The organism is Bacillus sp. SJZ110 (assembly GCF_006715455.1).
GTDB classification, from domain to species: Bacteria; Bacillota; Bacilli; order Bacillales; family Bacillaceae; genus Bacillus; species Bacillus subtilis.
Map to the genome: position 1 here is coordinate 401,431 of NZ_VFNF01000003.1, position 19,160 is coordinate 420,590.

Here is a 19,160-nt window from a genome sequence, read left to right on the forward strand (position 1 = left end):
AACATAATTCAGGGGTATTTAATCTATTTATTCCTATTTATTCACACAACAAAGTCACCACAAAGCTTTTTTCTCTTCTTCCTGCTCGATAAACAGATAATTTTCAGGACGGGCCAAAACAGAAAAAAGTGCCAAAAGCAACTTCCAACCTCGAAGCGGACTTCCGCATCTAAACTTCAACACTTCTCCTTCCGCTAAAGTAAACCTCAAAGTTGGGCTTGTACACCAAGCAATCTTCACTTGAATAACATGCTCACCAGGCAGTAAATCAATTCGCAGCCTTCCTCCATCTTTGATAGTTCCCATCTCAGCCCCATCAATTAGCACTGAATACTCTCTCATTTTGTTGATGTACTGCGATGTCCTGCTCATTTCAATGTACGTCTTTTGATTCACGATGACACATCCTCAAAGTAATGATCTTACAGGCGAGAAGCGCTAGAACCCTTCCGCCATACCGTTATTTCCCTTCCTAGTATATTATAACTTGCTGTGCTTCAGCTCTCCGTCGGCAAAAATCCCTTTCAGCTTCAGTGTGCCTTCTACTTGAGCTTTTTAAAAAAACACCCGCTTGTATAACGAGCGGATGTTAGATCTTTCGAAATTATTGATTGATATCTTTTAGCGCTTGTTTCGGTTGCGAATTGAAAATCAGCAATGATGCAATAATGGCAATCATAACCCCTAACGCACCAACCCAGGTAATCGAGGCCAATGATACGTTTTCCACAAAAACCCCTCCTATACCTGCGCCGACCGCCATGGCGAATTGCATCATTGACTGATTCATGCTAAGCAAAACACCTGACATTTCCGGTTCTATGGTAGCCAGGTGAAATTGCTGTGTCGGACCTGTAGACCATGCGGCAAACGACCATAATATAAGAATCACCAACACTCCGATATAGGAATGAGTAACAAATGACAGCAGAATCAGTGTGACGATATGCAACGTCATCCCGCCAACGAGTGTAAAGGACACTCCCCATTTATCGGTGCTATATCCCCCAAACTTCGATCCAACCAAACTGGCAATTCCAAATATAAGCAAAACACCGCTGAGCAGCTTGCCATTTATACCTGAGATGTTCAAGAGATACGGTGACAAATAAGTGTAAGCAACAGAATATCCCCCGAGCCAGAAGAAAGTGATTGACAATCCCATAGCCACTTTCCGTTTTTTGAAAAGAGCAAGCTGTTGAAGCAAAGGCACAGGCTTATCCCCTTCAGTATGCGGAAGAGTAAAGAAAATAACGACCATTGCGATCAATCCCAACAAAGTAATGGCTCCAAATACAGACTTCCAGCCTAATGCTACTGCTATCATTCTTCCAAGCGGAACACCAATGATTAAAGAAGCGGTAAATCCCATCACGACCGTAGCGATGGCACTTCCCTGCTTCCCTTCCGATGCAATCTTAGCGGCAATCGTTAATGCGGTGACAACCACCACACCTGCTCCCATCGCCATAATGATCCGCGCTGCAATAAACCATCCATAACCAGGCAGTACAAAAGCCAGGACATTACCGAACACAAACAAACCTAGGGCATACATCATCAATTTGCGTCTATCCATACTTGCTGTCAACGCCATAAGTACGGGTGTAGAAAGAGCATATACAAGTGAGAAAATGGTAATAAGCTGGCCCGCGGCAGCTAAAGTGATCCCGAGAGTATGAGCAATTTGATCCAAAATTCCGGAAATGATGTACTCTGAGGTTCCAACTAAAAAGCTGACAATGGCTAAAATATAAATTTTCCAAGTGTTAGACATAAAACATTCACTCCTCAATTATTGATAAACATATCACGAATTATCGATATGTTATTATAAAAAATAAACACATCGTAATATGTCGATATGTATGGTGTAAAAATAAACATCTTTTGATGTTTATTTTTATATCTCTGTTTTAAGAAAGTCAGCAAGTTTCCCAATGGCTTCTTCATCTCTTTTGTAATACGTGTACTTTCCGATTCGCTCCGCCTTAATTAGGCCGGCTCTTAAAAGGATGGTAAGATATTGGGAAGCCGTCGATTGCGTCATTTTCAATTTGTCTGTGATTTGACTGACACATACCCCGATTGTGTTCATATCAATCCCTTCATGGGGTGCAAAATGACGATCCGGTTCCTTCAGCCATTGCAAAATTTGCAGCCTTGATTCATTTGATAAGGCTTTGAATACTTCAATTGGTTCCATATCGATTATTATATCGTTATATTCCGATATGTCAATCCGTATTTTGGATATATTTAATTAAAGCTAATTCCGTGAAATGAAACTGAAGACAGCATATCAATTTTGTTCACCGCTTAAATTTATCATCAAGTTTTACGAAATTGGTCTCATAATCGTGTCACTAAACACTTGGGGGAACCCGGCAGGTGACAAGGATTTTTTCAAATATTGTTCAAGTGACTAATCACCAGCATCAAATTCATGTATTTAAAATAGATGTAAAAAAACATCCGCTCATAACAACAGCGGATGTTAGATCTTTCGACAGGAATAACAAGACAGTGTACTATGAATTGACATCTCTTTATGTCCGCTTAGGATATGAATAAAAGTTATCAATGATGCCATAATTGTAAAACAAAAGAATCGGCAGTTCATTATGTTCAATTCACAACAAATTCCATACCGTCAAAACATTTATTTTCTTTAGATTATAAGATCTTTTCCAAATTTTTCTCTAGATCATTACATAATTTAAACACCATCACTCGTTCACCTGTCCGGGAGCTTAAATCAGTATGAAAACTTTTCACTTTTTCTCCGGTTATTTTTAAGATAATATCCTTAAGGCCTTCTATACCTGATTCGACTAACTCCGAACGAGTTTGTTTGATAGATAACATACCCTCTTTTGATCCACAAACTACATATTCAGCTGGTGTTAAAATCCCTTTTAAATTGACGATGATCATGTCCCGCAGTATATCAGTCTTAACAGATACAGACCCCCGCCCAAGATAATCCTTCTCCCATTGAGTAATGGACTTACTGATCTCTGATTCAATAGAACCCTTCGACTTTTTCATATCTAATACATCTCCTGAGCAAAAAAATTGGCATATTCTATTTGTGATTTCGTCTATTAATATTCTCTTACAACATATCCTTCATATACACCTTCAATATCCAAATCAGTTTTACCGTTTCTTGTGACCACTATCATTTTGGATAACATATTTTCTTCCATCATAGAGTGGACATGCAAAAATCGAACGTTTCCTGAATGGGTTTCCTCAACTTCTTCATAAGATTTTAGATGATAAAAATCAATTGCTTTTCTAATTAGTTTTTTCATACATTCCATATTTTCACGATCAAACGAGTTCATTTCCTCGATTGTTTTCGTGACAAAATCAGTTAAATTAGCGCTCATACAATCTCCTTAGAACTGCTTTCTCCATATATGGGTGCGTTTAGAAGTTGAACCTGTATTTCATCGTGACAAGCAATGATCAGGTAAGGCTTGACCTGTTTTAACATCAGGAACCTTCACGATTGAGGGTTTTCCATCATTATGATGAACGAATAAACCTCTAACTTTAACATATGACGGCACTAGGGGATGACGTCGAATCATATCAACACTTTTTTCAATGGTGTCACTGCTATTTTCATTTAGCCATTCATCGACCGTACCACCAAAAAATTCAGGCTTGCAATTTTGAAAGAGATAATCCAATGTTTGTATTTTATCTTTCATTGTTTCAAGTTGAGTTAGTCCATTACCTGCGGAAGTCTTCTTATCTTTTGTTCCTACTACAAAAATCTTCTCAACATCTTCCTGGTAAATCGCAAAAATAACAGACCTCATAATTTCTCCATAAGGATGTGAAATACTGGCACCATAGCTTTGTATAGTCAACATATTCTCTGCAGAAGTGTTAGTCGCTTCTTGTAAAATAGGCTCCAAACCGTTTTCAATATCCGTCAAAAATAATACTTTTTTATTTTGGTTTACATTCATACAGCACACCTCTTCCTTATGTTTATCATTTTTGTATTGAGTAACAAATCCATTTGATAAATGCTTAGATTCATCATTACCAGCTTTCCCAACATCCTTCTGGATCAAGACTAGCCAGTCGGACCCATCCATTTTGAACTTTTTGCAGAAATGCTGAATCATTATTTAATAACCGTTCTACATATTCTCTAGGTGCTTGGATGAGTATCAATAAACGAAGAGGAGAATGATAGGCCTCGTGATCTGATTCCATGACGGATTGCCAAGGCAGTCCGGCTAACAAATCGCTTGCATTCCCCTGCATAACGCCGAGACCTGCAGTAACGGTTTGAGTTGCTTTATTTCCGCTGCCATAATAATGAGGTGCTACCGTTGATGCGTAATATTGTAAATTAATCCATTGGGCTACAGTTCCAGGTCCTGCAATAATATTTGCTAGGAGTTCACCGCTTTCATCCTGCTTCCAATCATAATTATGGAGAAAGGCTCTGCCTTCCAAATCACAATCCTGAGTTAGTTCACGTTTACCGATAATAAAGGCGGCATTACGAGCCAGTCCCCATTCCGGACGTATCTCACTCCAATCTTCCGCAAATCGGTTTGCCTCAGCCTTCGGATTTTTTAGCTTCGATTGGAAATTCGGTAATTGGGCTAGACGTTCTGCGTTTACATGATGTCTCACTTTCGGCATAACGGCTTCAATTTGTTCAAATGCTTCTTGTGCAGCTTCGGAAAGCTCTGGTACATAAAGCCAATGTAACTCATCTACTGTTGTATTATGTTCAGCCGCTGCAAAAACCGTATCCTCAGGGATTTTAATTCCTTCAGTTAAAAGAGCTTCTCGTACCTCTGATAGATTACATAAAGCAGCTAAAACTCTTGCATTGAATCCACCGGCCGCTCCACCGCAGGCACCACAATCAAGGGCTGCAGAATAAGGATTATTAGTGCTTTGACTGCCATGCCCGCAAATCACGACCAATGGTGCGATGTTCTCTGTTAACCCCATCATTTTTAATGCTTGGCGAGCATAGTTCACTTTTTCTTCATCAGTAAAACCCACAGGTATTTCTGCCTCTGAAGCATCATGATGAAGCGAGAGTTTTGTATCAGGTTTGCGCAACCAAGCCTCACGGAGATTACGAATGAAACGACCCGCCTTTCTTGGCACAAAGCTACGGGCTGCCATTTGCAGAGTAAGCCAAGGCCCGCTTAGCTCAGGCAGTAGTAAGCTCGAAAGCGCATTCTGCTTCATCGTTTTAAAGGTATGGCTTAAAGAATGAATTGCTTGCTTCCGTTGATTGTATTTTTTGAATACATCCTCATCTGCGAACTCTTTTATTTTATTTTGCGGTTTTTGTATGATCGGCAAGGAAGCATGACTGTGTTTACTGCCAAGTTCACAAGTTGCAATCGGCACCCCGAAGAAACCAGCAATACCAATCGTTTCAAACGGGCCTTCTTTTTCTAGTTGACGACGAAAAGGTTCTGATCGTACATCGATGCAGAATGCTAATTGAGCTAATGCAGATTTTTTACGGCCGGTTTCACGTTGCTTCGAGATGATCTTCTGGCTTAATCGATCAGTGTACGTTTGTTCCCAAGCTTCTAACCAAAGTTTCTTGCGAAGTTTCTCATCAAAGCTGTAGGCAAATGATAAATATTCGTTTTGTTCAATGGCCGTCATCTGTGACCATTCTTCTAATGTAAGCCCACCCCAATGAATCCAAGCTGCTATAAGGGGAGCAATTGAAATTGTTTTCTTAGATCGTTCATTAGTCAAAGGTAAATATGGCTTTATAAGAGCCCACTCCATGGATATTCGAACCGCTAAATATTCTGTTAGGAGTGCATGTTCGTGGCTCGATTGTTGGGAGCGCCAAAGCATCATCCCTGCCCATCCAGGTAATGAAAGTAAATGACCTTCAAGATAAGTCTGGATTTCTGACTCTGGGATTTCTAGTGCGAATAAGGCTTCCTGTAAAGCCAAATGTGCCTCTTTCGGCCAATCCTTTACCCTTTCTCGCTCCTTTTTGCTAAGTGCTGGATCATATTGAATGAGATGCTGCCAAGCACGATAGAAACCTTCCTCACGATTAGGCATTGTCCAGCCTGCTTGAGAGTCATCAAGATATAATTTACTCCACTTAATGACATGATGATCTAATATATTGACTAGCCTTTCACCATCTTGATTCTCTATATGCGAACTTAGTGGCTGCATAAACACATTCTCGATATGATCCAATCCACTACATTCACTTACTAATTTCTCCAGCTTATGTGATGATAAAAGGTCGGAAGGCAGGGGATCTAACTTTAATGCAGCATGACAAAATCGCTCTGCCACGTCCCGTGGGATGTGATAAGAATGTGAATCAAGCCAACGCTGCAGCCCCATTTCCACAAAATCTTCATCAATCTCACCTTTATTCTTTGCTGAACGGATCATAGACGCACTAGGGTATATATCAACATCACGACTGTTTTTCAACCAACTTGCAACCTGATCAAAAGGTTGGTTTTCAAGTCCCATCCACGGATTACGTGCAGCAAATGTAGAAATAGGCCAAAGTGGCGCAATCACTCGGCTGGCAGATGTAATGAAAACGTTAAGATCCCTTTCTTGAACATCAATATCTGTATCTATCTTTTTTACATTATCTTTCGTTAATACGGATGTAATGCCCATCTCAGATTAGCTCCTTATGAAATATATTGTTTAAGGTAGTCTGGGTGACTCTCTACTGACTTTGGTTTTGCTTCACCTAATCGAACTAACCAAAGATAGAGCACCGCGAAAAAAACGGAAGAACGATAACGAGCAACCCATGTACCTAAAGCACTGCCAAATAATAAGAGACATACGACAATCATGACAGCTGACATTGGAGGTTGAACACTTTGAAAAACGGTTGTATGCAGCCACTTATAGAAAAGGTTATGAATGATAAAATATACGAGGGCTGCTCCTCCTAAAACAGTTAAGCCGGCAATTCGGCCAATTCGGCCCTCTCCAAAAGCGACAAGCTGATTCCAAGAAACGGACAATGACCACCCTAAGATCAGCGCACTAATGAATTGATATCCCTCTCCAGGAGCAGCGAGCCAAAAAGCAACGCCTATTACTAAGGATAAAATCCGACCAGCCATGACCCATAAATAGGATGTTCTTTCATTAGTGCGAGCCGATACTTCATGACGCCCTACTGCTGAACCAGCTTGTAGAAACAACGTAGCTTTGAATAAACCATGTAAAATAAGATGAATAATGGCTGCTATATAGGCGCCTAATGCACACTGAATGAGCATAAACCCCATTTGTCCAATCGTGGAGCCTACTAACTGACGTTTATAATCAACCTGGACTAAACTAATTCCAGTTCCAATCAATACAGAAATGCTAGCAAGCAGAAGTAAGATAATCGAAGCGATACCACCATGAAATAGAGGTGAAAATCGAGTTAGTATTATTCCTCCTGCATTTACTAAACCTGCATGCATAATTGCAGAAACAGGGGTTGGAGCAACAATAGACTCAACCAACCATCTTTGGAACGGCCATTGAGCTGCAGGAATGATCACCGCCAGTACAATCAATAGCTGAATCCCTGTTCTCTCCCATTCTCCCAGCCCAGCTAAACTTTCATTTGTTACAACCAATGATAGCTGCCATTGACCTGTGGCATGAAAAAGCCACATCATCGCAAAAAACAAAGAAAACCAACTTAACAAAAATAACCGTCCAGAAATTTTGGCTGCTTCACTAGCCACTTGCCAAGCACTGTTTAACCTTATAAGTAAGGTTAAACCAACAAGAGTTGCTCCCCAAAATAGAACCATCAAGCGGAGATCACCACTTAACCATGTCATTGAAGCAGCTCCTGTTGTGAAAGTAAAAAGCGTAAAATATTTTCGATAAGATCGATCCCCCATTAAGTAACGTACAGAAAAACGCTGAATGATGAATCCAATTGCAAGAACAAAGAAAGTCATTAAACAAGCTAAGGAATCTAAGTGCCAAGGGCCAACATTTCCACTCACACCACTATTGGCAAGAATCAGTAAGGAAACCAAAAGTGGTAAAGCCAAGATCCCAATATGAATGCGAACAAAACTCAAGGGTACACGCGGATGTAAAAACAATAGTCCACTAATCCCAGAAGCCATAAGCATAATAAAAAATAATGTTAATAATGATGACAAACTCAGCGAAACTAACATTCTAAATTCTCCCTTTTTTAAAACTCATTATTGGTCAAAAGACCTTTCAATCAGATCATATTTGTCTATTATTTATTTCAATTTTTATTTATCTCTATTTTTTTCCAACAAAAAAGCCGACAACTTCAAAATTTCAATGATTATGTTAGATCATTGAATCCTGAAAATTGTCGGCTTCACTTCAACTAACTTCAGCGAAGTTTTTTGAAGTGCTACCTTATTATTGGTCTTTACTTTATGCTATGTTTAATTTCCTTTAATATAGTCCTGATTATCAAATAAATCGACTCATGTTCTCTTCCTTTTTTATTAGGATACTTTTTCATCCTATCAATATTTAAAATGAAATATGAAAAGAATGCTAAAGGCCTACATATTTTAAAAGGAAAAATAAACATCTGCATCGATTATTAAGTTACGTATAAGATATGCTAAATTTTAAAAGTTGTCAAGTTTATCAGTAAACTGGTCTTTACTTTCCTCTAAAATAATCCAACCCATTATAGATGATTCACTTTCAATGAGGAACATCCATTTCAGATGAAGCTCGCTTTTCCAGATCGAGGAGCAGTGTCTTCATTTCAAATCCGCCCCGATAGCCAGTTAATGAGCCATTCTTTCCTATTACACGATGGCACGGTACAGCAATTAATACCGGATTAGCCCCAATAGCCGCACCTACAGCACGAACAGCTGCTGGTTTATTTATATCATTTGCAATGTCGGAATAGGATTTCGTCTGTCCATAAGGAATTTCACAAAGTGCATTCCAGACGGCTATCTGAAATTGCGTACCGGCGTACTCAACTGGAACAGTAAAGTTTTTCCGCTTTCCTTCTAGATATTGAGTGATTTCAACGGCATAGGGTTCAAGCTTATCATCATCTTCAACAAGAAGACTTCCTGGAAAGCGTTTCTTAGCCCATTCGAACAATTCCTCGATTGGTTTGTTCTGTGAGCCTACAAACACAAGCCCCTTTAAAGTTGAAGCAATATAAAAATTCCAATCCTTGAACATTAATAAAGACCAATAAAGGGTTGCTTTATTCTTTGTTTCCATTGTACGTTTCCTCCATTTTACTCATTTGACGAAATTGTGCTGGTGTCTGTCCAGTTTTCTTTTTAAATAAAGTAATAAAATAAGGCGCGTTAGCCATACCCACACATGTAGCGATATCTCCAATCGCTTTATTTGTCTGAATCAAATACTTTTTAGCCGCGTGTACTCTAACTTGTTGTATATACTCAACCAGTGTAATGCCTTTAATTTTTTTAAATGTTCGATGCAGATGATACGGACTCCCATGACAAATATCTGCTAACGATTCTAGCGTTAATTTTTCTGAGAAATTTTTATCAATATATTCAGTAATTAAATCAACCCACTCGCGATCAGGCATTTTTTCATTAGTGGGCTTGCAACGTTTACAAGGGCGAAAATTTGCGCGGAGAGCTTGTTCTGCGTTTGGAAAAATACATACATTTTCTTTTTTCGGAACACGAGATTTACAGGATGGTTTACAGAATACCCCTGTCGACTTTACAGCGTAGAAAAATTGATTATTATACGTTGCATCATTATTTATAATTGCTTGCCACTTTTCATCTGTTATTATTTCTGCATCATTCAAAATTCTATGATCATGGCTCTCTTTATGTCCGTTATTGATATTATCCGGCATTTATCTCACCTGTCCTTACATGGCTCATCTAATTCATTTTGAATTAAATCCCAATTTAAATTTTCGACACGCGATTTTTATATCTTGGGCCATTTTTATCTACTCCCGTTTAACATTCTTGATAACTACACTATAACCTCATAAATAGAAAAAAATAAGATGGTTAGAATGTAATAGCAAGATAACAAAATGAGTAAAGATGATTATGTGATAAACTAATTTCAACCAGCGTGAGTTTTCTTATAATTATTTAAGATAAGGAGAAAGAAAAAGTGGCATGGCATGAAGTCAATGATGTTATTGTCATTACATTACCTGAAATTTTCGACATGAATGCTAACCTTGGCTACCTAACCAGGGAAAAAAATGAATGCATGTATGAAATAGAGAACAATATCATTACAAAAGTTATAGCCATTGGGGAAATTCGGTCCTTAGTGCAGGTAAGCGTAATCAATAATAAACAAATGATTGTTCAATTCCTAAACGATTCTAGACCTGTTGAGCAGTGGAAACGGGAAGAGATTGTAAAATATATTCATGAATGGTTTGATCTTGATAACGATTTAACTCCATTTTATGAAATGGCAAAAGCAGATCCATTACTTAAAATGCCTGCCCGAAAATTTTATGGGTTGCGAGTGATCGGCATTCCCGATTTATTTGAAGCTTTATGTTGGGGAGTTTTAGGGCAACAAATTAACTTAGCCTTCGCGTACTCCTTAAAGAAGCAATTTGTAGAAGCATTTGGCGATTCTATTGAATGGAATGGTAAAAAGTATTGGGTGTTCCCACCGTACGAGCGAATTGCACGGTTAACCCCTACCGACCTGGCAGATATTAAAATGACGGTAAAAAAAAGTGAATATATCATTGGAATAGCCAGATTAATGGCAAGTGGGGAATTATCGAGGGAAAAATTAATGAAAATGAACTTTAAAGATGCTGAAAAAAACTTAATTAAAATACGAGGAATCGGTCCTTGGACAGCCAATTATGTTCTAATGCGCTGCCTTAGGTTCCCGACAGCTTTTCCAATCGATGATGTGGGTCTAATTCGTTCGATAAAAATATTACGTAATATGAATCGAAAGCCTACGAAAGATGAAATCTTAGAAATATCGTTTTCATGGAAAACATGGGAGTCATACGCTACCTTTTATTTATGGCGTGTCCTTTACTGAATCATTTCAACTTAAACCGGAATGTACTCAATAAAAAAAGAATGAGCTTTAAAACCTAAGGCCTACAAGTACATTGTAAGTGCGACTTCTAGAATTCTTTGCCTTTATTAATTGACAATAAAAAAAAACGTTATCATTCCAATAGGCTCTCCGGTTTTCGGATTTCTAGCATGCTAAATTCCAACTGCTATCAAAAGCGTATCTTAATGAGGAACTGCTCTCTTATATCTGTATTAACATCAGAAAACTCAGTTAGGCAAAAGTCTTAATGCCTTTTAACCTGATTGACCGACCTTATGTGGAAACATCTTAAATCTATAGCTATGGCCGATCGATAGTCGGGTCCTGTACCATCAACTTCTTTAATCCATTTTTCCACTGTAGACGTTCTTTCTCTTTTGGACATAAAAACACCCCTTTAGATAATCTTATCCAAAGGGGTTAAACATTTATTACTCCACAGTAACACTTTTCGCAAGGTTACGCGGTTTATCAACATCACAGCCGCGATGCAGTGCAGCATAGTAAGCGATCAGCTGCAATGGAACAACAGATACCAACGGAGCAAGCGCTGGGTTTACTTCCGGCAGTACGAATCTGTCATCCGCATCGTCTAGGCCTTTCAGTGAGATGATGCATGTGTTTGCTCCGCGAGCGGCAACTTCTTTGACGTTTCCGCGGATGCTTAGGTTTACGTGCTCTTGAGTTGCCAGTGCGAATACTGGTGTTCCTTGTTCGATCAAGGCAATCGTTCCGTGCTTCAGCTCACCGCCGGCAAAACCTTCTGCCTGGATGTAAGAAATCTCTTTCAGCTTCAGTGCGCCTTCGACACATACGAAGTAGTCAAGGCCGCGTCCGATGAAGAAAGCGTTTCTGGATACAGTCAGGTATTCACGGGCGATCATTTCCATTTCGTCTTTCTGGTCGCATAGAGCTTCCATTGCGTTTGCAGCGATACCGAGTTCTTTGACGAGGTCAAATCCGATATCGATGCCGTTTTTGTCAGCAGCCACAGAAGCAAGAACCGCAAGAACTGCGATTTGTGCAGTGTATGCTTTCGTTGACGCAACAGCGATCTCAGGGCCTGCATGAAGCAACAATGTATAGTCAGCTTCACGAGAAAGCGTTGATCCAGGTACGTTTGTGATTGTCAGGGCTTTGTGTCCGAGCGCTTTGACTTGAACGAGAACCGCGCGGCTGTCTGCTGTTTCTCCGCTTTGAGAAAGGAAAATGAAGAGCGGTTTCTTAGACAGAAGCGGCATGTTGTAGGAGAATTCACTCGCTACATGCACTTCAACCGGCACGTTTGCCCACATTTCAATATATTGTTTACCGACAAGTCCTGCATGGTAGCTGGTTCCGCAGCCAATGATATAGATGCGGTCCGCTTCCGCTACAGCGGCAGCGATATCGCCAGGCACAGACAGCTTGCCGTTTTCATCTTGATACGTTTGGATGATTTTGCGCATAACAACAGGCTGCTCATCCGTTTCTTTCAACATGTAGTGAGGGTACGTGCCTTTTTCGATATCACTGGCATCAAGCTCAGCAATATAAGACGCACGTGTAATCACGTCACCATCAAGGTTTTTGATGACAACTTGGTCATCAGTGACGATAACCATTTCTTTATCCATCAGCTCAACATATTCGTTGGTTACTTGAAGCATCGCCATCGCATCAGATGCTACGACGTTGAATGTATCTCCAAGACCTACTAATAGAGGGCTTTTGTTTTTCGCTACAAAAATCGTTTCTCTGTTGTCGTTATCGAATAAAGCAATTGCATAAGAGCCTTTTAACAGTGTAAGTGTTTTGCGGAACGCTTCTTCTGTCTCAAGTCCTCCATTGACGAATTGCTCGATTACTTGAACGACTACTTCTGTATCGGTGTCACTTTTGAGCTCTACATCTTGCAAATACTCTTGCTTCAGCTGAACATAGTTCTCGATCACGCCGTTATGAACAAGTGTAAAGCGGCCCAGTGCGCTTTGATGCGGGTGAGCGTTCAGATAGCTTGGTTCGCCGTGTGTCGCCCAGCGAGTATGCCCAATTCCGGCTTTCGCTTCTACATTGGCATCCACAACTTCACGAAGATCTGCAATGCGTCCTTTTTCTTTGAACACATGGATTCCCTGTTCGTTGGCAACAGCAATACCAGCAGAGTCATAACCGCGATACTCAAGCTTTTCTAACCCTTTTAATAAAATTTCCTTCGCATCAAGCTGACCGATATAACCTACGATTCCACACATATTTTTCTTCCTCCTAAGATTGTAAAAGGAGACGAAGAAAGTCAAATTTCAAGGGGACTTTCAATCGTCCCCTCCTACATGTTTTTTGGAAGATCATGTGATTTCTCTTTGTTCAAGGAGTCACCCCCTTGGTTTGAAGAAATCCTTACGGCTGTGATCTGCATACTCAGCCGGGAGGCATCCGCCGAAAATTCGATAACCTCCATCCTCGTCAACTAAGCCTTTTTCCGGGCGCTTAGTTCGGGCGCTATAATTATAGGTAAAGCAATAATCCCGTCTTCTTTTCCTATTGAGAAAATAAGAACAAGACAAGCTTGATTTTACAACATGTGGCATAAACGGTCAATTGTTTTTTAAACAACTTTGCCGTATGTCTCACAATTATCTTATGTAAACCTCGCTTGTCTTGTTCACTCTCTGATAATAGACTTCGTTACTCTAATCCCATTTCTGACCGGACGACTTCAACAATGCGATTGACATACTCATCGCACAGCTCTTTCGTCTTCGCTTCAGCCATGACACGGACGAGCGGTTCAGTTCCTGAAGGGCGCACCAAAATCCGGCCGTCGCCGTTCATTTCTTTTTCAACTTCAGAAATAACTGCTTTTACTTTTTCATTTTCTTCAACTTTATATTTATCAGTCACTCTCACATTGACTAACAGCTGCGGGAACTTCTGCATTTCAGCTGCAAGCTCTGACAGCGGCTTGCCTGTGGCTTTCAAAGTGTTCATCAGCATAATAGCAGACAATAATCCGTCCCCTGTCGTGTTGTAATCAAGGAAAATAAGATGTCCTGACTGTTCTCCGCCGACGTTGTAGCCGTCTTTTTTCATTGCTTCTACTACGTAGCGGTCGCCGACAGCTGTCTGTACGCTTTTGATGCCTTCTTTTTCGAGCGCCTTATAGAAGCCGAGGTTGCTCATCACGGTTGAAACCACTGTATCATCCTTTAAACGGCCCTCTGATTTCAGATGTTTTGAGCATATGTACATGATTTGGTCGCCGTCTACAATATTTCCTTTTTCATCGACAGCAATCAGGCGGTCGCCGTCACCGTCGAACGCAAGACCGAGATCCGCGTTTTTCTCTTTGACAAACGCGCTGAGCGCTTCGGGATGAGTCGAACCGACGCCGTCATTAATGTTTAATCCGTTCGGGGAAGTCCCCATTGTAGAAACATCTGCATCTAAATCAGCAAACAGGTGTGTCGCCAAGGATGACGTTGCGCCATGGGCACAGTCCAATGCCACATGAATGCCTGTGAAATCTTCATCAGCTGTCTGTTTTAAGAATTGCAGATATTTTTGTCCGCCTTCAAAATAATCGTTTACAAGTCCAAGGTCTGCTCCGACAGGTCTTGGCAGCTTATCCTCAGGTTCGTCCATCAGGCGCTCAATTTCAGCCTCCTGTTCATCAGAAAGCTTAAATCCATCTCCCCCAAAGAATTTGATGCCGTTATCCTGCACTGGGTTATGAGAAGCGGAAATCATGACGCCCGCCTCTGCATCCATCGCTTTTGTCAAATAAGATACACCTGGTGTAGAAATGACACCCAGGCGCATGACTTCTGCGCCAATGGATAAAAGTCCGGCGACAAGGGCTCCCTCCAGCATATGGCCGGAGATGCGTGTATCGCGGCCTATCAGCACTTTTGGACGTTGTTTGTCTTTTGTCAGCACATAACCGCCGAAACGTCCGACTTTAAAGGCCAGCTCAGGTGTAAGCTCACTATTGGCGACACCTCTTACACCGTCTGTTCCAAAATACTTGCCCATTTTATAATCGCTCCTTTTTTATTCCGATGAGGATTGTGAATTCGCAGTGGATTCATCCTCATCCTGATCTTGGTTTTGATCTTTATTTTCGTCTTGGTTTTGATCGTTGTTGTTTTTATCAGTGTTCTTTGTATCTTCTTGCTGATTGTTCTTTTGATCATTTGTTTGTTTATCTGTGTCATCCTGGTTCCCTGATGTATTGCTGCTGTTATCATTCGTTGATGTATTGCTTTTCTTAGACGTCAGCTTGATTTTGGCGTTTTTCCGCCCCAAGGACCAAGTTACATTCTGTGGCCCGTTCACTTCAAGCTTCACGCTATGCTCCCCGTCCTCTAAATCTGAAACATTCACATACAATTCAATATCTGATTTTTTCAGTTTATTTATATTCGCGGGAGAGCCTTTAGCCGTTACATCTATCGCTTGTGATTCAGGATCAAGAAATTCAATGTTTTGTGAGCTGCTCAGCCCTACAGTCTTGATAGGGACATTCTCGAACTTCTGATCCGCTTCACTGTCGACTTCTATATGCAAAGTCACCTTTGACGGTGAGATTTTTTTGACACCGTCAGGAAGCGGAATATCTGCCTCGATATCGGAATCCTTGTTAATTTTACTTAAATCTAAGCTGACGCCGTCAATAAATTCAAGAGAATCCAACACATCCTGTGAGCCGTAAACCGTTACCTCACTGGGGCTGGATTCAATATTCGCTATGCTGACACCGTCAGGAAGGCTTCCTGTCCGTTCAATTTTAAAGGGCACTTTTTTACTCGGGCTTGTCACCGGAACGGTAATCTTGATGACCGAGGGCTCCACGTCGACAGGAAGCGCGTTTCCGTCTTTATCATAGACAGTCACTTTCGCTTCCTTTTCAATCGTTTCATCTGCGTTTTCCAAATTCACTGAAGCTTTTACAAGAGAAATATTATCGATGACATTTTTCGATCCGGTAATCTGCACATTTTTCGGACTGACAATCGGCTGCTCCGGAGAATAGCCTTTTTTCATCTTGCTTTTGTTGTAGTACTCCACTTCTACGGGAAAACTTTTGGTCGTCCGTTCCTGAATGGTCACTGTCGTAACAGACGGATTAATTGAGATTGTCAGCCCATCCGACACGTTTTTGGCCTTAAGCTCAACCTTATGTGTGCCGGTTTTCAAATGTTCCATATCAGCATATATTTCAAAGTTCTTGGTCTGCCGAGCCTTTTTCACGGCGCTTGTCGAGCCTTTTATCGTGACATTAACCGTTTGCGGAACACCCGTCACGACGTAATTTTCATCATCATAATACGCTTTAACCGGAATATCAGTCAGAGTTGCTTCATCAGTTGTTGATGTCGGAAAGAAAGATTCACCCGGTTTTTTCGGAGTCGGTGCTTGGTTGCTGTTAACCGCCACATAAAGCAAGAGCGCGAAAAGCAGAGCAATGATTTTCACAGCCCAGCGGTTGTTTAAGAATTTATCCATTTTTCTTGCCCCTCCAATACCAGCGGTTAGAAGAAGTGTCTCTGGTGTTTTTCTTAAACTCGGCTTCAAGCATTTCTTTCAGCGCTTCTTCTGTAAGCTCTCTGTGAAGGTCGCCGTTCTTTGCCACACTGACGCCGCCGGTCTCTTCAGACACAATAATCGTCAAACTGTCTGTTACTTCACTGATACCGACAGCTGCTCTGTGCCGCGTGCCCAGTTCTTTTGAAATAAACGGGCTCTCAGAAAGCGGCAGATAACAGGCGGCCGCGGCAATTTCATTATTTTTCATAATCACCGCACCGTCATGAAGCGGGGTGTTTGGGATAAAAATATTGATCAGCAGCTCAGAGCTGACTTTGGCATTCAGTGGTATGCCAGTCTCAATATAATCCCCCATTCCAGTATCCCGCTCAATGGTCAGCAGGGCGCCTATACGGCGTTTCGCCATATAATTGATCGCTTTAGTAATGGCCTCAATCGTTTTCTGCTGCGCTTCTTCAACAGGCGTGCCGCTCCTCGAAAAAAAGCGGCCGCGGCCTAGCTGTTCAAGCGCTCTTCTCAGCTCAGGCTGAAAAATAATAATAATTGCTAAAAATCCCCATGTTATCGCTTGGTCCATCAGCCATTGAAGTGTGCTGAGGCCCAAATATTGGCTGGCCATACGAACAAGCACGATGACTACAATTCCTTTTAACAGCTGAACCGCTTTCGTGCCGCGTATCACCATAATCAATTTATATATCACATACCAAACAAGGAGAATATCAACGGCATTGCCGAGGTACTGCAAAAAAGGGATATCCTCAAAAGCCATTTCCTCGTCCTCCAAGATTTCAGTCATTTCGTATTTTGTGTTTTACGTGTTACGCATATGTACTTTACATAGCGAGCCCATTATACCACATTTCGATTTAGCAAGTGAAATGTGCCAGCCCTCTCAGCCCGCAAAAAAAAGAGCAAAGCGGCTAACGCGCTTTACTCTTCTCCGTCCGGACTGAATGCATCGAGTACACTTTTCCCCGCAGACTTCATCTTGTACCATGTCCAGTCGAATAATTGATTGATTTCTTCAATCTGACCGGTGACTTGTCCAGCAGAGGCCATATACTTTTCGCCGTTTACGACGGTTACATCCCCGTCTATTTTGCCTTTAATAATCAGCTTGCCGTTTTTGACAGTGACATCACCTTTGACCGTCTCACCTTCTGGTACGGTCACAGTATGGTTATGAACCACAAGATTCGGCTGCTTGGACACGCTGAAATTGTGGTCATTATGCCAGCTGTTAAAAAAACCCCCGCCCATCAAAATGATGAATACCGCAGCAGCTGCGATAACGGGATGGGATCTGAACCATCTTTTTACAGAAGCTCTTTTCTTCTCCTTAGGCAATTTTGCCATGACATTAGCGGTAAAATCCGCGGGGGCTTCGACATGCGATGTGCTCCGTACGAGCGCTATGGATTTCTCCATCTCGTAAAAATGCTTTCTGCATTTCTCGCATGTCTCCAGATGTTCATTTAATACGTGTTCATCTTTTGGAAGGATATCTCCATCAAGATGCATATGCATAAGCTGCACAATTTGTTCAGGACAGCTCATTTCATCACCCCACTTAAAGATCCCTTAATTGTTTTCTAAGAGCCTCTCTGCCTCTGTGAATCCGCGTTTTCACAGTCCCCACAGGAATGTTTAGAATCTCCCCGATTTCAATTAATGAGAGTTCGTCAATATACTTTAATACGATGACTGTTCTGTATTTGTCAGGAAGCTTTAAAATTTTCTGCTGTATCGTGTTTGAGAGCTCCAGCGACACAACTGCATCTTCAGGCAAAACACCATCTGCGGCGATTTGAGAATACATGGTCAAGCCTTCCGTACCAGCCACCTCTGCATCGAGGTAATAATCCGGCTTCTTTTTGCGAATGCGGTCAATGGTCAAATTGGTCGCGATTCGATAAAGCCAAGTTGAAAATTTCCGGTTAATATCAAAACTGTCGATATTAACGTACGCTCTGATGAAAGCTTCCTGTGCAATATCCTCCGCCTCATGCACATTGCCAAGCATACGGTAGCAAAGCTGATAAATTTTATCTTTGTAAATATCTACGATGTCCGCAAATGCATTCTGGTCGCCTTTTTTGACTTGTTTAATTCTTTTTTTAATCATCATTTCCATATTTATCTAACCTCTGCCTTCACCGGTCTGTATGTATACGAGCTTCGTTTCAAAAGGTTTCAATTTTTTTATAAAATAAGTTTATCAAATTTTTGGCAGGGTGTAGATGGTAATTCGTGAATAAACTACCTTAACATATTTTTAAAATTATTATACAGACTGAACAGTTAGAAGTTGGAATGATTTTTCCGAAAAGAAAAAAGACACCTTTGATCAAAGGTGTCTGTGACTGGGCTAGCTGGATTCGAACCAACGCATGACGGAGTCAAAGTCCGTTGCCTTACCGCTTGGCTATAGCCCAATAATGGTGGAGGGGGGCAGATTCGAACTGCCGAACCCTGAGGGAGCGGATTTACAGTCCGCCGCGTTTAGCCACTTCGCTACCCCTCCACAT

General features: G+C 41.1%; 18 protein-coding genes and 2 tRNA genes. 1 reads left to right on the forward strand and 19 read right to left on the reverse strand.

Features of this window, described 5'->3' with window-relative positions:
• Positions 1-54 precede the first annotated feature (54 nt).
• The 10 genes from FB592_RS12050 to adaA form a co-directional block, all read right to left on the reverse strand.
• Entirely contained in the window at positions 55-396 is a 342-nt protein-coding gene (locus FB592_RS12050; protein WP_038827944.1) for a hypothetical protein, read from the reverse strand.
• A 208-nt stretch (positions 397-604) separates the two neighbouring features.
• The gene (locus tag FB592_RS12055) at positions 605-1,777 is read right to left on the reverse strand and encodes an MFS transporter (protein ID WP_141949539.1); all 1,173 of its coding nucleotides are present in this window, start codon (positions 1,775-1,777) and stop codon (positions 605-607) included.
• 126 nt (positions 1,778-1,903) lie between these two features.
• On the reverse strand, positions 1,904-2,206 hold the full coding sequence (locus FB592_RS12060; RefSeq protein ID WP_003234907.1) for an ArsR/SmtB family transcription factor: 303 nt from the start codon (positions 2,204-2,206) through the stop codon (positions 1,904-1,906).
• Positions 2,207-2,676: 470 nt separating this feature from the next.
• Positions 2,677-3,051 (reverse strand): Na-translocating system protein MpsC family protein, encoded by a 375-nt coding sequence (locus FB592_RS12070; protein WP_003246482.1) that lies wholly within the window; start codon positions 3,049-3,051, stop codon positions 2,677-2,679.
• A 56-nt stretch (positions 3,052-3,107) separates the two neighbouring features.
• Positions 3,108-3,398, reverse strand: a complete 291-nt coding sequence (locus FB592_RS12075) for a DUF6407 family protein (RefSeq protein WP_014475635.1) — start codon at positions 3,396-3,398, stop codon at positions 3,108-3,110.
• Between the two features lie 60 nt (positions 3,399-3,458).
• Positions 3,459-3,989, reverse strand: coding sequence for a carbonic anhydrase (locus tag FB592_RS12080; protein ID WP_041850637.1), 531 nt, complete (start codon positions 3,987-3,989; stop codon positions 3,459-3,461).
• Between the two features lie 76 nt (positions 3,990-4,065).
• Entirely contained in the window at positions 4,066-6,681 is a 2,616-nt protein-coding gene (locus FB592_RS12085; RefSeq protein WP_141949540.1) for a DUF2309 domain-containing protein, read from the reverse strand.
• A gap of 14 nt (positions 6,682-6,695) precedes the next feature.
• Positions 6,696-8,213 carry an NADH dehydrogenase subunit 5 gene (locus FB592_RS12090; protein WP_141949541.1) on the reverse strand — a complete coding sequence of 506 codons (1,518 nt, stop codon included), beginning with the start codon at positions 8,211-8,213 and terminating at the stop codon, positions 6,696-6,698.
• 517 nt (positions 8,214-8,730) lie between these two features.
• Positions 8,731-9,273, reverse strand: coding sequence for a methylated-DNA--[protein]-cysteine S-methyltransferase (adaB, locus tag FB592_RS12095; RefSeq protein WP_141949542.1), 543 nt, complete (start codon positions 9,271-9,273; stop codon positions 8,731-8,733).
• A complete protein-coding gene (gene adaA / locus FB592_RS12100) occupies positions 9,257-9,895 on the reverse strand; it encodes a bifunctional transcriptional activator/DNA repair enzyme AdaA (protein WP_038827950.1) in 639 nt (212 codons plus the stop codon). Before adaA ends, adaB begins: the two co-directional genes overlap by 17 nt.
• 272 nt (positions 9,896-10,167) lie before the next feature.
• Here adaA and alkA point away from each other — a divergent pair, with 272 nt between their 5' ends.
• Positions 10,168-11,079: a DNA-3-methyladenine glycosidase II gene (gene alkA, locus FB592_RS12105; protein ID WP_032724774.1), complete on the forward strand. Its 912-nt coding sequence runs from the start codon at positions 10,168-10,170 to the stop codon at positions 11,077-11,079.
• Between the two features lie 265 nt (positions 11,080-11,344).
• Here alkA and FB592_RS12110 read toward each other — a convergent pair whose 3' ends face one another.
• The 9 genes from FB592_RS12110 to FB592_RS12150 form a co-directional block, all read right to left on the reverse strand.
• Positions 11,345-11,485, reverse strand: coding sequence for a hypothetical protein (locus FB592_RS12110; protein ID WP_120027725.1), 141 nt, complete (start codon positions 11,483-11,485; stop codon positions 11,345-11,347).
• A 46-nt stretch (positions 11,486-11,531) separates the two neighbouring features.
• Positions 11,532-13,334: a glutamine--fructose-6-phosphate transaminase (isomerizing) gene (glmS, locus tag FB592_RS12115; RefSeq protein ID WP_015252962.1), complete on the reverse strand. Its 1,803-nt coding sequence runs from the start codon at positions 13,332-13,334 to the stop codon at positions 11,532-11,534.
• A gap of 433 nt (positions 13,335-13,767) precedes the next feature.
• Positions 13,768-15,114 carry a phosphoglucosamine mutase gene (gene glmM / locus FB592_RS12120; protein ID WP_014112449.1) on the reverse strand — a complete coding sequence of 449 codons (1,347 nt, stop codon included), beginning with the start codon at positions 15,112-15,114 and terminating at the stop codon, positions 13,768-13,770.
• An 18-nt stretch (positions 15,115-15,132) separates the two neighbouring features.
• A complete protein-coding gene (cdaR, locus tag FB592_RS12125) occupies positions 15,133-16,587 on the reverse strand; it encodes a CdaA regulatory protein CdaR (RefSeq protein ID WP_125121491.1) in 1,455 nt (484 codons plus the stop codon).
• On the reverse strand, positions 16,580-17,401 hold the full coding sequence (gene cdaA / locus FB592_RS12130) for a diadenylate cyclase CdaA (RefSeq protein ID WP_003223651.1): 822 nt from the start codon (positions 17,399-17,401) through the stop codon (positions 16,580-16,582). The genes cdaR and cdaA overlap by 8 nt, the downstream gene beginning before the upstream one ends.
• Positions 17,402-17,562: 161 nt before the next feature.
• Complete coding sequence (gene rsiW, locus FB592_RS12135; RefSeq protein ID WP_134991968.1) at positions 17,563-18,189, reverse strand: anti-sigma-W factor RsiW; 627 nt, start codon at positions 18,187-18,189, stop codon at positions 17,563-17,565.
• 13 nt (positions 18,190-18,202) lie between these two features.
• A complete protein-coding gene (gene sigW, locus FB592_RS12140) occupies positions 18,203-18,766 on the reverse strand; it encodes an RNA polymerase sigma factor SigW (RefSeq protein WP_014478649.1) in 564 nt (187 codons plus the stop codon).
• Between the two features lie 229 nt (positions 18,767-18,995).
• Positions 18,996-19,067, reverse strand: a tRNA-Gln gene (locus FB592_RS12145).
• A 4-nt stretch (positions 19,068-19,071) separates the two neighbouring features.
• Positions 19,072-19,156: transfer RNA gene (locus FB592_RS12150), tRNA-Tyr, on the reverse strand.
• Positions 19,157-19,160 lie beyond the last annotated feature (4 nt).

Bases quoted from the DNA above. Each gene is read 5' to 3' on its own strand.
- FB592_RS12055 (WP_141949539.1), bottom strand. From the start codon at position 1,777: ATGTCTAACACTTGGAAAATTTATATTTTAGCCATTGTCAGCTTTTTA.
- FB592_RS12060 (WP_003234907.1), bottom strand. From the start codon at position 2,206: ATGGAACCAATTGAAGTATTCAAAGCCTTATCAAATGAATCAAGGCTG.
- FB592_RS12070 (WP_003246482.1), bottom strand. From the start codon at position 3,051: ATGAAAAAGTCGAAGGGTTCTATTGAATCAGAGATCAGTAAGTCCATT.
- FB592_RS12075 (WP_014475635.1), bottom strand. From the start codon at position 3,398: ATGAGCGCTAATTTAACTGATTTTGTCACGAAAACAATCGAGGAAATG.
- FB592_RS12080 (WP_041850637.1), bottom strand. From the start codon at position 3,989: ATGAATGTAAACCAAAATAAAAAAGTATTATTTTTGACGGATATTGAA.
- FB592_RS12085 (WP_141949540.1), bottom strand. From the start codon at position 6,681: ATGGGCATTACATCCGTATTAACGAAAGATAATGTAAAAAAGATAGAT.
- FB592_RS12090 (WP_141949541.1), bottom strand. From the start codon at position 8,213: ATGTTAGTTTCGCTGAGTTTGTCATCATTATTAACATTATTTTTTATT.
- adaB (WP_141949542.1), bottom strand. From the start codon at position 9,273: ATGGAAACAAAGAATAAAGCAACCCTTTATTGGTCTTTATTAATGTTC.
- adaA (WP_038827950.1), bottom strand. From the start codon at position 9,895: ATGCCGGATAATATCAATAACGGACATAAAGAGAGCCATGATCATAGA.
- FB592_RS12110 (WP_120027725.1), bottom strand. From the start codon at position 11,485: ATGTCCAAAAGAGAAAGAACGTCTACAGTGGAAAAATGGATTAAAGAA.
- glmS (WP_015252962.1), bottom strand. From the start codon at position 13,334: ATGTGTGGAATCGTAGGTTATATCGGTCAGCTTGATGCGAAGGAAATT.
- glmM (WP_014112449.1), bottom strand. From the start codon at position 15,114: ATGGGCAAGTATTTTGGAACAGACGGTGTAAGAGGTGTCGCCAATAGT.
- cdaR (WP_125121491.1), bottom strand. From the start codon at position 16,587: ATGGATAAATTCTTAAACAACCGCTGGGCTGTGAAAATCATTGCTCTG.
- cdaA (WP_003223651.1), bottom strand. From the start codon at position 17,401: ATGGCTTTTGAGGATATCCCTTTTTTGCAGTACCTCGGCAATGCCGTT.
- rsiW (WP_134991968.1), bottom strand. From the start codon at position 18,189: ATGAGCTGTCCTGAACAAATTGTGCAGCTTATGCATATGCATCTTGAT.
- sigW (WP_014478649.1), bottom strand. From the start codon at position 18,766: ATGGAAATGATGATTAAAAAAAGAATTAAACAAGTCAAAAAAGGCGAC.